This window comes from Methylobacterium sp. Leaf399, from assembly GCF_001424525.1.
In the GTDB taxonomy this organism is placed as follows: Bacteria; Pseudomonadota; Alphaproteobacteria; order Rhizobiales; family Beijerinckiaceae; genus Methylobacterium.
On the sequence record NZ_LMQK01000001.1, the window covers coordinates 613,537 to 628,024 of the forward strand.

Sequence of the window (14,488 nt, forward strand, 5' to 3'; positions counted from 1 at the left end):
CGCGCCGGCCGGCGCGTCCCGTGACGGTGCGAGGCGGGCGCCGCCTGGCGGGCGGCGATCCCGTCAGCGCTTGAGGTTCATCAGGGTGTCGAGCATCTCGTCGCCGGTCATGAAGACCTTCGAGTTGGCGGTGTAGATCGTCTGCGATTCGATCATGCTGGTGAGCTCGGTGCTGACGTCGACGCTCGACTGCTCGAGGGCACCGGCCTGGATCGATCCGAGGCCGCCGAGCTTGGCGAACCCGATCTGGAGGTTGCCGGACTCGTTGGTGGGCCGGAAGATGTTGCCGGCCCGCGGCTCGAGCTCGTCGGGGCTCGCCACGTTGGCCAGCGGAACCTTGAAGGCGGCGACCTTGCTGCCGTCCTCGTAGAGCGCGAAGACGGTGCCGTCGGCACCGAATTCCGAGCCCGTCACCGCGGACGGCGCCTGGCCGTCGGCCTGCCCCTTGACGTCGTAGGGGGAGCCGAGCTGGGTCACGGTGGACATGTCGAGGGTGAACGGCCCGCCGTTCGGGATCGTGAAGGAGGCCGCCGCCGGGCCGGCGATCCGGCCGTTGGCGCCGAAGGTCAGGGTCGTGGTGTCGAGCGGCGTGCCGGGGAAGCTCGCCGGGGCGGCGGCATCGTAGACGCTGGCCGACCAGGTGTTGGCCCCGGTCTTGGCGAGGTAGATGTCGAGGGTGACCTTGCGCCCGACGTTGTCGAAGGTCACGAGCGAGGTCTTCTTGGAGTAGTCGCTGCCGGCGGGCGTGGCCACCTGCGGCGCCGCGAGCACGGCCCCGTCGACGGGCAGGTTGCCCGAGAAGCTGCCCTCGGTGGTCGGGGTGGCCTTGGCGCTGAACGAGGTGAGGTTCACCGGCACCATCCCCTCGGTGCTGTTGAGCGCGGGGTTGGGCTCGCCGTTGGCCAGGCTGTAGCCCATCAGGGTGAAGCCGGCGGAATTGACGAAGTTCTTGGTCTCGCCGTCCATCACGAAGTTGCCCGCGCGGGTCAGCGCGACCACCGCGTTGTCGTCCTGCACCACGAAGAAGCCGTTGCCCTGGATGGCGAGGTCGCTCTTCGAGGTGGTGAAGGAGATCGGGCCTTCCTTGCTGATCTCGTTGCGGATCGTGGTCTGGACCGCGCCGGAGTTGTAGTTGGTCGCCGAGTTGCCCTCGATGAGCAGCGAGGAGAACTCGGCCGACGTGCGCTTGTAGCCCGTCGTGCTCGAGTTCTGGATGTTCTCGGCCACCGTGGAGATGCGGTTGGACTGGGCGTTCATGCCGGACACGCCGGTTCGCAGGACGGAGATCAGGCTCATGGGGTTACCTCTTGAAATCGTTCGGCCGCTTGGCGGGCACTAGAGGGAGATTCGCTTGCGCGGGGCTTGGCGGGGCTTGGCGGGGACTGGCCTTGGGCGTCTTGGAGACGGGGTTCGGGGCATCGCGCGCGGTTCTTCAGCCGCGCAGCGACTGGGCGAGCTCGAGGAAGGCGTCCTCGCTCGGGGCCATGTGCGGCTCCTGGCGCAGGCCCTCGTAGATCCGGGGCACCAGCAGGATCGCCTGATCGAGCTCGGGGTCCTCCCCGGCGCGGTAGCCGCCCATCAGGCGCAGATCGCGGGTCTCCTCGAAGCGGGCCATCATCGCCTTGAGCCGGCGCACGAGTTCGCGCTGCTCGGGCGTCCAGACCTCGCCGGCCAGGCGCGAGATCGAGCCGAGGAGATCGATCGCCGGATAGCGGCCCTGCTCGGCGATGCCCCGGTCGAGGACCACGTGCCCGTCGAGCGTGCCGCGGATGCTGTCGGCCACGGGATCGTTGTGGTCGTCCCCGTCCACGAGGACGGCGAAGATGCCGGTGATGCTCCCGCTCGCCCCGGGCCGGTCGAGGCCCGGCCCCGCCCGTTCGAGGAGGCGCGGCAGGTCCGAGAACACGCTCGGCGGATAGCCGCGCGCCACCGCCGGCTCGCCGGCAGCCAGCGCCACGTCGCGGGCGGCATGGGCGTAGCGGGTCACCGAATCGACGATGAGCAGCACCGCCTCGCCCCGGTCGCGGAACGATTCGGCGATGGCCATGGCGACCTTGGGCGCCTGGCGGCGCATCATCGGGCTCTCGTCGCCGGTGGAGACCACGATGACGGCGCGGTCGCGGCTGGCGGCCATGGCGCCGTCGAGGAACTCGCGGACCTCGCGGCCGCGCTCGCCCACCAGGGCGACCACGACGCTGTCGAACCCCTGCGCCCGCGCCAACATCGCGAGCAGGGTCGACTTGCCGACGCCCGAGCCGGCGAAGACGCCGATGCGCTGGCCGAAGCACAGCGGCGTGAACAGGTCGAAGGCGCGGACCCCGGTGCGCAGGGCGTCCCGCACCCGCGCCCGCTCCATCGCCGGGGGCGGCGAGGCGTCCAACGGCACCGCCACCGGGCCGGGGGCGAGCGCGCCGCCGCCGTCGACGGGGCGGCCCAGCGCGTCGATGACCCGGCCCTTCCAGCTCTGGTCGGGCCGCAGCACCGGGTCGCCGAGGCGGAAGGCGGGGGTGCCGATGCCGGCCTCGATGCGCGAGGCGAACGGCTTGAGCGTGACGCCGCCGGCATCCACCCGCACCACCTCGGCCACCTCCTCGCGGCCGCCGGCCGAAAAGCCCATCCGGTCGCCGAGCCTGACGAAGGCGCCCACGCCCGCCACCCGCGCGGAGCTGGCGGTGACCTCCTGGATCGTGCCGCCGATGCGCACCAGCGGCAGGGCCTCGCGCCCGCTCTCCAGGGCCGCCCCGAGGCGGTCGATGGCATCGCCTTGCATCGGCCTAACCCTGCGGGCTGAGGGAGCGGATCGCTCCCGCGAAGGAGTTCTCGGTCTCCGAGGTCAGCGTCGCCGCGCTCTCGAAGGCCCGCTGGATGGTGATGAGCTTGGTCATCTCCATGACCGGATTGACGTTGGCGCCCTCGATATGGCCCTGGATCACGCCCATCCGGGTGAAGTCCTGGACCCGCTCGGCCGGCACGCTCGGCGACACCGCGTTGGCCTCGGCGCGGGTGAGCCTGGCCCTCGGGTCGATGGTGAACAGGCCGAGCGCGCCGACCTGATTGATGTTGGGACTCTCGCCCTGGTAGATGCTGCCGTCGCGGCCGATCTTGGGCGGGCCGGCCTGCGGATCGAGCAGCAGCGGGCCGCCGCCCGGATCGAGCACGGGCTGGCCGGACATGTTCCGCAGCTGGCCGTTGGCATCCATCTTCATGCGCCCGTCGCGGGTGTAGACGGGGCCCTTGGTGCCGCCGACGCTGAGCCAGGCGTCGCCCTGGATCGCCACGTCGAGGGGCGAGTCGGTCTTGCTGACCGGGCCGGCCCGGCGCGAGATGAAGGTGTCGCCGGCACTCGTGAAGGCGATGGGGCCCTTGCTCGCCTGGGCGAGCAGGGCCTCGAAATGGGTGTCCTCCGCCCGGTAGCCGGCGGTGGAGAGGTTGGCCACGTTGTTGGCCACGGCGTTGAGGCGTTTTTCCAGGTTCACCTGGGCCGAGAGCGCGACGTAGAGTCCGTTCTGCACCGCGCTCAGCCCCGCGACCGGTTCTGGAGCGCGCTCAGGAGCAGGTCGGCATCGAGCCCCTGCGAGGCGCTGCTGCCGTCGAAGAGGGCCAGGATGGGATCGCCGGCGGTGTTGTTCTGCGCGTCCCAGATCGCGGTGAACGTTTGGATGAAGCGGTCGAGCTTGACCGGGTCCTTGAAGCTCGCGACGTCGACCTTCTCCTCGATGATCGCCGCCTGGCGGGCGATGGCCTCGGCCGAGCCGCCGTCGGGCAGGCCGAGCACGGTCTTGACCACTTGCGAGAGGGCGTCGTCGCCCAGGATGCCGAAGCCGCTGCTCACGGTCGGCGCGATGCGCGAGAAATAGAGGGCGAGGCGCACGCCGGCGTCCTCGGCGCCCGCGTCGACCTCGAGGCTCTGGCGCAGGTAGGCGTCGGTGACGCTCTTGGCCTTGGCGTCGAGGGGCAGCGCGGTGCCGAAGCCGAGGTCGAAGGCGGTCCGGCCGGGGCCCGAGAGCGCCACGTTGGCCACCGCCACCGTCCGGTTGGCGCCGGCGGGGTAGCTGACGTAGGCCGCCCCCGAGAGATCGTTGGCGGACAGGCTGTTGTAGGCCGTGGTCTCGAAGAACAGGTTGTTGCGCACGCCCAGGCCGGCCTTGACCTTGCCCTTCAGCCCGGCGTCGCCGGACGCCTCGATCCGGGCGTTGATGGCCTCGACGATCTGCGCGCCCGAGACGGATGCCAGGTCGAGGCCCGGCTTGGCCAGGGTGTCCTTGTTGAGGACGATCGTGATCGAGCGGGTGGTCGACGCGTCGAGCTGGCTGGTGAGCGAGAAGCTGGCCTCCTTGCTGCCGGAGAAGTCGAACACGTCGGAGATGTCGAGGGCGCCGCTCAGCTGCGCCGGCGTGGTGGCGAGGCCGCTGGCCTTGGCGCCCTGCGCGAAGTCGAAGGCGCTGGCGAACGCCTTGTAGCGGCTGTCGTTGAGGCGATTGGCGAAGCTGGTGGCGCTGGTCACGCCCTCGGTCACCACCTTGCGCATCAGCGCCTTGGCGTAGGTCATCTCCTCGAGCCCCATCGCCTTCATGGCGTAGGCATAGAGGCGCTGGTCGCCGAACAGGTCGTCGACGGATTTCACCTTGCCGATGTTGGCCTCGAAGTAGGCGGTCTCGCGGGCGACGTCGGTGGTGGCGGCCTTGCGCGCCAGGGAGAGGTCGAGGTCCCGGGCGATCAGGCGGTAGCTGAAGGAGGTGTTCAGCATGGGCCGGCCCCCGCGGACGCGGACGCGCCGGCGTCGGGGTGGTGGAGGGCCATGGTGCGATCCGGGTTGGCGGCAACGCCGACGGTATGATGGGGGAACGGCCGTGTCGGGGAAGGGCTCACAGCGGGGTCGGGCCGATGATGGTCTCGGAGGTCACCACCACCCAGCCCGCGCCGGTCTGGCGGATCGAGATCACGCGGCCGGCGCCGGGCAGGACGGCGCCCGGGACGATCTGCCGGAGGCCGCTGGGACCCTCCACGAGGGCAGTGCCGTCGCCGACGCGGCGCAGGACGTAGGGGCGCCCGGACACGGCGGCCAGGGGCGTCGCGCCCGCCTCCGCCGCGGCCGGGACGGCGCGGTCGGGCAGCGAGCCGGTGGTGAGGGGGTCGAGGTCCACCGCCGCCGTTCGGACGGGCGAGACACTCTTCTTCCAGGCGAACCCGTTGGCGATCGGCGGCACGATCTCGCGGACGTCGTAGCCGTTGGGGCTTCCGGCGATGGAGACGGCGGCCCATCCGCCGCAGACCGCGGCCAGGACGAGGCAGCCGCCGATGGCGGTGCGCTCCAGGGCCGCGTCGCGGGCCCGGCGCAGGATGGTGGCGCTGGCCGAGGGGCGGCGCACCGCGGCCTCCCTCGCCGTCGTGGCGAGGTGAGCGGCGGCGCCCTTGCGCAATCCTGGTGAGAAGGCCATCGCGGTCGACGTCCCTGTGGTATTTCCGATCATATGATTAACGGTCTCATGGTTAATGGCCCGTTAAGAGGAGGCCCCGCAGCCCATCCGGCGTCGTGGCCCTGTGCGTGCCGGCCGGCCGGCGCCGGCGCGCCTACCGCGGACCCTATCCCCTTGTCGCCGCATGATGTTTTCGCGCCGCGGGATTCCCCTTTCGCGCCGCCTGCTGTAAGGCGCGCCTCCTGGGGCGGGAACGGAAAGACGGGCGATGACGGACGACCGTGACGGAGCGGGGCAGCACAGGGCGCTCGTCGAGCGCGGGCCCCGGCGCCAGCGGGTGATGCAGCAGGCCCGCGTCCTGTTCGGGCGCGAGACCCTGGCCTTCTGCGTGGTGCGCGACCTCTCGCGGGACGGCGCCAAGATCCGCCTCGTGCGGCCGGTCGCCCTGCCGGCGACGTTCGAGCTGATGATCGCCGCCCACGACCTGCGGGTCTTCGAGGTGGAGCTGCGCTGGCAGCGCGGCGAGTTCGCCGGCGTCGCCTTCCTGCGCCGCCTCGGCGCGGGGGCCTGACGCGATACCGCCCCCCCGCCGCCCTGTGGATGGACGCGGCGGTCGCGGCGCCCTTTCGGAGGCGATGTCGCCCGGCTTAACCCGTTGCTAACGCGGACACGCCAATGTGAACACATCGGCGGCCGGTCCTGTTGGCTATAGACAAGATCACGCCGGTGACTTCGCAGTGGATAGGTCGACGAGACCTAAGACATGATGTCGTTCCACTGGTCCGGTGAAAATCCGGGATGTCAAGCGCCCGCCCTCGACTGCGCCGACACCGTTCCGGTGTCGAACGGGACGGCTGCGCTCGTGTAGGCCCGAATTCCGCGCCCTTCCCGCAAATTTCACGCTCCCGGAAAAACCCCCACCATGACCAGCCTGCTCACCAACAATGCGGCGATGACCGCCCTGACGACCCTGAAGTCGATCAACCAGTCGCTCGACATGACGAGCAACCGGGTCTCCACGGGCCAGCGCGTCTCCACCGCCTCCGACAACGCCGCCTACTGGTCGATCGCCACCACSGTSCGCACCGACAACGCCTCGCTGGGCGCCGTGAAGGACTCCCTCGGCCTCGGCTCCTCGGCCGTCGACACCGCCTACAAYGGCCTCAACAGCATCATCGGCGACCTGCAGAACATGCGCGCCAAGCTGCAGACCGCCCTGCAGCCCGGCGTCGACCGCGCCAAGGTCCAGACCGAGATCGACGCCATCCAGGAGGGCCTCAACAGCATCATCGGCGACCTGCAGAACATGCGCGCCAAGCTGCAGACCGCCCTGCAGCCCGGCGTCGACCGCGCCAAGGTCCAGACCGAGATCGACGCYATCCAGGAGAAGATGAAGGCCACCGCCAACTCGTCGAACTCCAGCGGCCAGAACTGGCTCTCGGTGAACTCCGACACCGGCACCAACCCCGCCTACCAGGCCGCCCCGAAGGTCATCGCCGGCTTCGCCCGCGCCACGGACGGCACCATCAACTTCTCCGAGATCACCGTCGATGTGAACGCGATCAAGCTCTACGACACCAACTCGGCCAGCGTTCAGACCGCCGCCACCGCCGCCCGGGTCACCGCCGGCCAGCCTAGATCAACTCTTCAACTTGAGAGTTTGATCCTGCGCGCTCACCGATACCGTCGTCCGGGCGCTCGGCTACGGCCCGGCGNACGGCACCATCAACTTCCGGACGGCACCATCAACTTCTCCGAGATCACCGTCGATGTGAACGCGATCAAGCTCTACGACACCAACTCGGCCAGCGTTCAGACCGCCGCCACCGCCGCCCAGGTCACCGGCACCACCTCGCTCACCGGCACCGCCGGCTTCGGCTCGGGCACCGGCACCGCCAACTTCAGCGGCACCAACGAGGTCAAGATCACGCTGACCACCTCGGCCGGCGCCAACGACATCACCCTCAACGCCTCCACCCTCGCCTCCGCCGCCGTGAACCTGGCCGCCGTCACCACCGAGGAGTTCATCTCGGCGATCAACAACCAGATCGCCGCCTCCTCCAACATCGCCGGCACCGTCACCGCCGCCCTCGACACCTCGGGCCGCCTGTCGTTCACCACCACCGGCGCCGGCGCCACCGAGACCGTCTCCGTCGCCAACGGGACCGTCACGGCCGGCAACACGCTGGTCGACGTCGGCTTCGGCACCGGTACGGCGGGCACCGACACCCGCTCGGGTGCCGGCACCGCCGCCGGCACCACCACCGCCCGCGGCATCCTCGACACCGTGTCGGGCACCTTCTCGGTCGACAGCATCGACATCAGCGCCCTCACCGGCACCGCCGGCGATGCCAGCCTGAAGGCGATCATCACCCAGGTCGACAAGGCGATCTCGGCCGTCACCAACGCCGGCACCAAGCTCGGCGCCAACAAGACCCAGATCGACGGCCAGAAGACCTTCGTCGACACCCTGATGAAGGCCAACGACCGCACCATCGGCATCCTGGTGGACGCCGACATCGAGGAGGAGTCGACCAAGCTGAAGGCCCTGCAGACGCAGCAGCAGCTCGCCGTGCAGTCGCTCAGCATCGCCAACTCGTCGAGCCAGAGCATCCTGTCGCTGTTCCGGTAAGATCTCCTGCCTTCGCCCCCGGCCGCGCCGGGGGCGGAACCGAAACGGAAAAAGGCCACGCTTCCCGCCGGAAGCGTGGCCTTCGTCGTCGGTCGCTCCCGCGTCGTCAGCCGACGAAGGTGTACCCGGCCAGGCGCTTGGCCTCGATCGGGTCGTAGCCCAGCCGCATGCGCAGCTTCTTGCGCAGCTTGCTGATGTGGCCCTCGACCACGCTCTCCTCGACGTCGGTGTCGTGCTCGGCATAGACCGCGTTGAAGATCTGCAGCCGGCTGAGCTGGCGGCCGCGGTTGCGCGCGAAATACTCCAGGATGTGACGCTCGCGGCGCGGCAGCATCAGGCTCTGCCCGTCGATCTCCGGGTCGCGGCCGTCGGCATGGACCGTGAGGCGGCCGGCCTTGTCCTGGGCCGGGGCGGCCACGCCCTCGCTGCGGTTGGCCCGGCGGCGGATGGCGGCGGCCCGGGCCAGGATCTCGCGGACATGGACCGGGCGGCGCACGACGTCGTCGATGCCGGCGGTGAAGAGGTCGAGGGTCTGCTCGAGGGAACGGGTCTCGTTGAGCGCGATGATCGGGGCGTGGGTCAGGCTGCGGATGGCGGCCGTGAAGCGGGTCCGCTCCTGGTTCTCGCCGAGCACGAAGCCTTCCACCGCCTGCAGGTCGTCCGATCCGGTGGTGCCGAGCCAGGCCTGGAACTCCTCGGCCCGAAGGCCGAGGGCGCGCACGCCCTGCGCGTCGAAACCGGCGAGGTACTCGGTGGCTACGGAAGACCGCTCATCGACCACGATGTACATTGTCGCGCATTGCCCCACTGAAACCGGGAGTGGGACGATAAGATCGTCGCCACGGCAGTCGTCTCGAGCGAAGATCGAGGCGATTTCGGCGCGGCATCGGCAAAACGACTTGCCGTTGCTTCGCTTCCGATCTCTTCGACTGGGTCAACTCAAGATTTCGTGTTGACACCGTTGTCGTCGGGGAATGGTTAATTTTCGATTAAGTGGCGTTAACGAAATTCTTCCGCTGCCGGATCGTCCCTGTCCCGTCCCGGCACCTGTGGCGCCTGCGCATCAGGCTCCGGCGGGCGGGCCGTAGCGGTGGTTGAGGCTGTTGGCGAAGCGGTCGGCGAACTTCGCGGTGGCCACAGGCAGGGTGCGCCCGCGCAATTGTCCGAGGATCAGCGACATCGGCTCGAGGTCGCGCGCGTCGATGGGCCGGCGGCACAGGCGCGGGTCGTCGGGGATGCCGCTGGGCACCTGCAGGCTCACGGCGTCCTCGCGCAGGACGAGGTTGCGCAGGAATTCCAGGGAGCTCGATTCGATCGCCGGGCGCAGCGGCGCCCCCTTGCGGGCCAGCGCGTCGTCGAGGTGGTGGCGGATGGCCAGCGACCGGTCCGGCAGCGCCATCGGGTGCATCAGGCACTCGCGCAGGCGCACCGGCCCCTCGTCCCGGGAGAGCGGATGGCCGGCCCGCATCAGGGCGTAGAGGGGCTGGCTGCAAGAGAACAGCACCTGAAGGTCGGCCGAGGGCGGCGGCTGCAACACGAGGGCGAGGTCGGATTCGAACTGGGCGAGGGAGGCGATCGCCTGGAGGTGGTCGCGCACCAGCACCGTGAAGGTCACCAGCGGGAACGGCGCCCGGTAGGCCTCGACCTCGTCGGGGACGACATGGTTCACGAAGGCCTGGCTGCAGGCGAGCTTGACGTGGCCCCGGCGCACCCCGGAGAGGTCGGCGATCTGCGAGCGCACGCGCTCCAGGTCCGAGACCTGGTCGCGGATGTGGCGCACCAGCAGCTCGCCGGCGGCGTTGAGGCGCATGCCCTTGGCGAACCGCTCGAAGATCGGGGTGCCGAGCTCGTATTCGAGGTCCTGGATCTGCCGGGTCAGGGCCGAGGGCGTGAGGTTGAGCCGCTCGGCCGCCCGCCGGATCGACCCGTGCCGCGCGATCTCCGAGACATAGGTGAGGACGCGCAGGTGCTTCATCGACGGGGATCCGGTGCACGGCGAGGGAGCGTTGCGTTTTCGGCAACGCCTCGGTCAGCAAACAGCACTCGCATGCAACAGGGCCTGCTCATAGCCTGGGCCGGACACTGTCGCTGGAACCGGATACCGCCATGATTCGCCGTCGCACCTTCCTGGCCGGCCTCGGCGCCGGACTCGTCGCCGCCCCCGCCGTGGTGCGGGCGCAGGGCTCGAGCGTGATCCGGATGGGCTCGCTCAAGCTGATCCATTCGATCGCCCCGCATTTCTACGCGCAGTTCACGCCGGCCGGCGTCACCGTCGAGGTGATCCCCTTCGAGAGCCCGACCGAGTGCAAGAACGCCGTCGTGACGAAGTCGGTGGATTTCGGCACCTTCGGCATCGCCGCCGGCACCCTGGGGGCGGCCGCCGGCGAGCCGCTGGTGATCGTCGCCTCCACCTGCAACCGCGGCATGGCGATCATCGCCAAGAAGGATGCCGGCATCGCCACCATCCAGGATCTCAAGGGCAAGCGCGTGGCGCTCTGGCCCGGCTCGACCCAGGAGGTGTTCGCCCTCGAGCGGATGCGCATGGAGGGGATGAGCGTGAAGGACATCACGCCGGTGCGGATCTCGTTCAGCGAGATGCACATCGCGCTGGCGCGCGGCGACATCGACGCCTACGTCGGCGCCGAGCCCGCCCCCGGCGTCAGCCTCTCGACCGGGGTCGGCAGCCTCGTCGAATACCCCTACGGCACCGAGATGGGTGCCCTCAACATGGTGTTCGGCGCCCACCGCGACACCATCGCCGAGCGGCCCGACGTGGTGCGCACCATGCTCGACATCCACCGCAAGGGCACCGACTTCGCCGCCAACAACCGCGAGGCGATGATCGCCATGGCGGTGCAGAAGCTCGGCCAGAAGCGCGAGGCGCTGGAGATCTCCGCTCCCAACGTCGAGCTCAAGTGGAAGCTCGGCCCCACCGAGATCGGCCAGGCCAGGATCTATGCCGACCGCATGCTCGCCCTGAAGCAGATCAAGCGCCTGCCCGACTTCTCGACCTTCATCGACACCCGCTTCGTCGACGCGATGAGGGACGCATGAGTGCCGCCCCGCTGGCCGGCCCGGCCGCCGTGACGGCGCCGCCGGCGACGCCGCGCGCGCCCTGGCGGCTCGGGCGCCTGCGCGAAGGGCTCCTCGCCCTGGCGATCCCGGCGGTGCTCGCCCTGATCTGGCACCTGACGACGACGGGGCGGCCCTACAGCCTGATCCCGCCGCCGGCCGAGGTCTGGACGGCGCTGGTCGACCTGGCGGTGGGCGGCATCAACGACGACGCCTTCAGCGCGACCCTGCTCACGCACCTGGGGGCCTCGCTGTCGCGGGTGTTCGGGGGCTTCGCGCTGGCCGTACTCACCGCCCTGCCGATCGGGCTCCTCATCGGCCGCGTGCCCCTGATGCGCCAGCTCCTCGACCCGATGTTCCAGATCCTGCGGCCGGTGCCGGTCACCGCCTGGCTGCCCCTGGCCATGATCCTGTTCGGGCTCGGGCCGCGCTCGGCCTACTTCCTCGTCTTCCTGGGCGCGTTCTACCCGATCCTCGTCAACACCATCTTCGGCGTGCGCTCGGTGGAGCCGCGCCTGTTCGAGGCGGCCGCGATGCTCGGCTGCCGGGGCTCGGCCCAGTTCGCCCGGGTGGTGCTGCCGGCGGCCCTGCCGTCGATCTTCACGGGCCTGCGCCTCGGCCTCGGCTTCGCCTGGGTCGTCATCGTGGTCGGCGAGATGACCGGGGTGCAGACGGGGCTCGGGGCGATCATCATGGAGGCGCGCCAGCTCTCGCGCACAGAGATCGTGATCTGCGGCATGATCGTGATCGGCATCGCCGGCTTCCTCTCCGACCGCATCGTCATGCTGATCGGCCGCCGCCTGCTCGCGTGGAGCCCCTCCCATGGATGACCGAGACAGGGATAACCAAGCCAATGGCTGATGCCACCGTCCCCATCCTCGACGTGCGCAACGTCTCGAAGTCCTTCAGCGTGAACGGCCGCACCGTCGAGGCGCTGAAAGGCGCCAACCTCACCGTGAACCGGGGCGAGTTCATCTGCCTGCTCGGCGCCTCGGGCTGCGGCAAGTCCACCCTGCTGCGGATCGTGGCCGGCTTCGAGACGGCCACCGCCGGCGAGCCGCTGATGTGGGACCGTCCCATCGACGGCCCCGCCCCGAGCCGGGGCATGGTGTTCCAGGACTACGGCCTGTTCCCCTGGCTCTCGGTGCGCGACAACATCGGCTTCGGGCCGAAATCCCGCGGCCGGCCGGCGGCCGAGATCCGCGACACGGTCTCCCGCTACATCGACGTGGTCGGGCTGCAGCGCTTCGCCGACGCCTATCCGCACCAGCTCTCGGGGGGCATGAAGCAGCGGGTCGCCATCGCGCGGGTGCTCGCCAACGAGGCCGAGGTCGTCCTGATGGACGAGCCGTTCGGGGCGCTCGACGCCATGACCCGCGAGCGCCTGCAGGACGAGCTCCTGGACCTGTGGAGCCGCACCGGGCTGACGGTCCTGTTCGTCACCCACGCCATCGAGGAGGCGATCTTCCTCGCCGACCGGGTGGTGGTGATGTCGCCGAGCCCGGGCCGCATCGACGCGATCCACACCATCGACCTCGCCCGGCGCCGCGACGTGTCGAGCCCCGCCTTCAACGACGTGCGTCGCATGCTCTCGGCCCAGCTCCACAGCCACCACGCCCGCACGGCGGCATGACGGCCGATCTCCGCCGCCCCGAGCACCGCCTCGCCTACCGCGCGGCCGTCGACCGTCCCAGGATCGCCCTGCCCGGAGGCAAACACCTCGCGGTCTGGCCGGTGGTCAACGTCGAGCACTGGCTCATCGACCATCCGATGCCGCGCCAGATCCTGGTGGCGCCGACCGGTGCCGCGCTCCTGCCCGACATCCCCAACTGGGCCTGGCACGAGTACGGGATGCGGGTGGGGTTCTGGCGCCTGCTCGCGGCGTTCGAGACCCGCGGCATCCGCCCGACCCTGTCGATCAACGGCTCGGTCTGCGAGGCCTATCCCCGGATCGCTCGGGCCGCACACGCCGCCGGCTGGGAGTTCATGGGCCACGGCTTCCACCAGGTGCCGACCCACCGGGTCGGCGACGAGCCGGCGGCCATCGCCCGCACCATCCGGGCGATCCGCACCGTCACCGGCGCGGCGCCCCGCGGCTGGCTCGGGCCGGGACTCACCGAGACCCTCGACACGCCGGACCACCTCAGGGCGGCGGGGATCGAGTACGTCGGCGACTGGGTGGCCGACGACCGGCCCTGCCGGCTGTCCACCGCGCACGGGCCGCTGGTGACCCTGCCCTATTCGGTGGAGCTCAACGACATCCCGCTCCTGGCGATCCAGCATCACCGCGCCGACGAGTTCGTGGAGCGCGCCCTCGCCCAGGCCGACCGCCTCGCCGCGGAGGCCGCGGGCGGGGGACCGCTCGGGGGCGCCAAGGCGATGGGGTTCGCGATCCACCCCTACATCACCGGCGTACCGCACCGGATCGGCCTGCTGGAGCGCCTGCTCGACGCGCTCCTGGCCCGGCCGGACGTGGTGTTCCTGCAGGGCGGCGACCTCGTCGACTGGTATCTGGAGAGCGGCGACGATGCCTGATGCCGACTGGCGGACCCTCGACGCCGACGCCCTCGACCGGGCCTACGACAACCGGGGCGCGGTGGCCGACAGCGCGTCTCGCCTCGCCGGCTGGCGCGCCCGCAGCGCGGTCCTGCGAGCCGAGCGCCCCGGCACCCTGGACATCCCCTACGGCCCTCGCCCGCGCAACCGCATCGACCTCTTCGAGGGGGACGGCGGGAACGCCCCGCTCCTGGCCTTCGTCCACGGCGGCTACTGGCAGCGCAACGCGCGCGAGGATTTCGGCTGCATGGCGCTGGGACCTCTGGCGCTCGGGCTCGACGTGGCGCTGATCGGCTACACCCTGGCGCCCGAGGCGACCTTGAGCGAGATCGCGGACGAGATCGGCGCCGCCCTGCGGCTCCTGCGGGCGCGGGACGAGGCCGCCGGCCGGCCCCGGCGGCGGCTGGTGGCGTCGGGCTGGTCGGCGGGCGGGCACCTGGCGGCCCTGTCCTGCCAGTGGCCGGAGGTCGACGCGGCCCTGTGCATCAGCGGGATCTACGACCTCGCGCCGATCCGGCGCACGGGTCTCAACGAGGCCCTGCGCCTCACCGAGGACGAGGTCGCCACCCTCTCGCCGATGCGCCTGGGCGGCCGGCGGGGCGTGCCGGTGACGGTCGCCTACGGCCTGTGCGAGCTGCCCGAACTGCAGCGGCAGTCGCGCGACTACGCCGCCCTGCGGCAGGCCTCCGGCGAGCCCGGCGGCCTGCTGCCGCTGGCGGCCCACGACCACTTCTCGATCCTCGACGCGATGATCGCGCCGGACGGCGCCCTGGCCCAGGCCGCCCTGGCGCTGGCGCGGGGGTGAGGGGTC

Annotated in this window: 13 protein-coding genes and 2 pseudogenes; 8 read left to right on the forward strand and 7 right to left on the reverse strand. The window is 70.7% G+C overall.

From position 1 onward, the window contains the following. Positions 1–63 precede the first annotated feature (63 nt). The 5 genes from ASG40_RS02875 to ASG40_RS02895 form a co-directional block, all read right to left on the reverse strand. Positions 64–1,296 (reverse strand): flagellar hook protein FlgE, encoded by a 1,233-nt coding sequence (locus tag ASG40_RS02875; protein ID WP_055880133.1) that lies wholly within the window; start codon positions 1,294–1,296, stop codon positions 64–66. A 136-nt stretch (positions 1,297–1,432) separates the two neighbouring features. Continuing rightward, positions 1,433–2,770, reverse strand: coding sequence for a flagellar protein export ATPase FliI (gene fliI / locus ASG40_RS02880; RefSeq protein ID WP_055880136.1), 1,338 nt, complete (start codon positions 2,768–2,770; stop codon positions 1,433–1,435). A 4-nt stretch (positions 2,771–2,774) separates the two neighbouring features. Further along, positions 2,775–3,512 carry a flagellar basal-body rod protein FlgF gene (gene flgF / locus ASG40_RS02885; RefSeq protein ID WP_055880139.1) on the reverse strand — a complete coding sequence of 246 codons (738 nt, stop codon included), beginning with the start codon at positions 3,510–3,512 and terminating at the stop codon, positions 2,775–2,777. Positions 3,513–3,517: 5 nt separating this feature from the next. After that, entirely contained in the window at positions 3,518–4,747 is a 1,230-nt protein-coding gene (locus ASG40_RS02890; protein ID WP_055880143.1) for a DUF1217 domain-containing protein, read from the reverse strand. A 118-nt stretch (positions 4,748–4,865) separates the two neighbouring features. Continuing rightward, positions 4,866–5,438, reverse strand: coding sequence for a hypothetical protein (locus tag ASG40_RS02895; RefSeq protein ID WP_082494303.1), 573 nt, complete (start codon positions 5,436–5,438; stop codon positions 4,866–4,868). A gap of 247 nt (positions 5,439–5,685) precedes the next feature. Between ASG40_RS02895 and ASG40_RS02900 the strand changes: the two genes are divergently transcribed. From ASG40_RS02900 to ASG40_RS21970, 3 genes and pseudogenes are all read left to right on the forward strand, one after another. Beyond that, a complete protein-coding gene (locus ASG40_RS02900) occupies positions 5,686–5,988 on the forward strand; it encodes a PilZ domain-containing protein (RefSeq protein ID WP_055880151.1) in 303 nt (100 codons plus the stop codon). A 351-nt stretch (positions 5,989–6,339) separates the two neighbouring features. After that, positions 6,340–7,002: pseudogene (locus tag ASG40_RS21965) on the forward strand (flagellin N-terminal helical domain-containing protein); the annotation flags it as partial. Between the two features lie 131 nt (positions 7,003–7,133). Further along, a pseudogene (locus ASG40_RS21970) lies at positions 7,134–8,049 on the forward strand (flagellin); the annotation flags it as partial. Between the two features lie 106 nt (positions 8,050–8,155). Here the strand turns inward: ASG40_RS21970 and ASG40_RS02910 are convergent. Together ASG40_RS02910 and ASG40_RS02915 are read right to left on the reverse strand one after the other, a co-directional pair. After that, positions 8,156–8,839 (reverse strand): winged helix-turn-helix domain-containing protein, encoded by a 684-nt coding sequence (locus tag ASG40_RS02910; RefSeq protein WP_055880159.1) that lies wholly within the window; start codon positions 8,837–8,839, stop codon positions 8,156–8,158. 273 nt (positions 8,840–9,112) lie between these two features. After that, positions 9,113–10,024, reverse strand: a complete 912-nt coding sequence (locus tag ASG40_RS02915) for a LysR family transcriptional regulator (RefSeq protein ID WP_055880166.1) — start codon at positions 10,022–10,024, stop codon at positions 9,113–9,115. Between the two features lie 131 nt (positions 10,025–10,155). On the opposite strand from ASG40_RS02915, the gene ASG40_RS02920 reads away from it, so the two are divergent. From ASG40_RS02920 to ASG40_RS02940, 5 genes are read left to right on the forward strand one after another with little or no spacing between them, the layout of a single operon-like run. After that, the gene (locus ASG40_RS02920; protein ID WP_055880168.1) at positions 10,156–11,103 is read left to right on the forward strand and encodes an ABC transporter substrate-binding protein; all 948 of its coding nucleotides are present in this window, start codon (positions 10,156–10,158) and stop codon (positions 11,101–11,103) included. Continuing rightward, positions 11,100–11,951, forward strand: a complete 852-nt coding sequence (locus ASG40_RS02925; RefSeq protein ID WP_055880170.1) for an ABC transporter permease — start codon at positions 11,100–11,102, stop codon at positions 11,949–11,951. The genes ASG40_RS02920 and ASG40_RS02925 overlap by 4 nt, the downstream gene beginning before the upstream one ends. Positions 11,952–11,974: 23 nt before the next feature. Continuing rightward, positions 11,975–12,754: an ABC transporter ATP-binding protein gene (locus ASG40_RS02930; RefSeq protein WP_055880174.1), complete on the forward strand. Its 780-nt coding sequence runs from the start codon at positions 11,975–11,977 to the stop codon at positions 12,752–12,754. Continuing rightward, positions 12,751–13,656, forward strand: coding sequence for a polysaccharide deacetylase family protein (locus ASG40_RS02935; RefSeq protein WP_055880177.1), 906 nt, complete (start codon positions 12,751–12,753; stop codon positions 13,654–13,656). The genes ASG40_RS02930 and ASG40_RS02935 overlap by 4 nt, the downstream gene beginning before the upstream one ends. Beyond that, entirely contained in the window at positions 13,649–14,482 is an 834-nt protein-coding gene (locus ASG40_RS02940) for an alpha/beta hydrolase (RefSeq protein ID WP_055880179.1), read from the forward strand. The genes ASG40_RS02935 and ASG40_RS02940 overlap by 8 nt, the downstream gene beginning before the upstream one ends. The last annotated feature ends 6 nt before the right edge of the window (positions 14,483–14,488 follow it).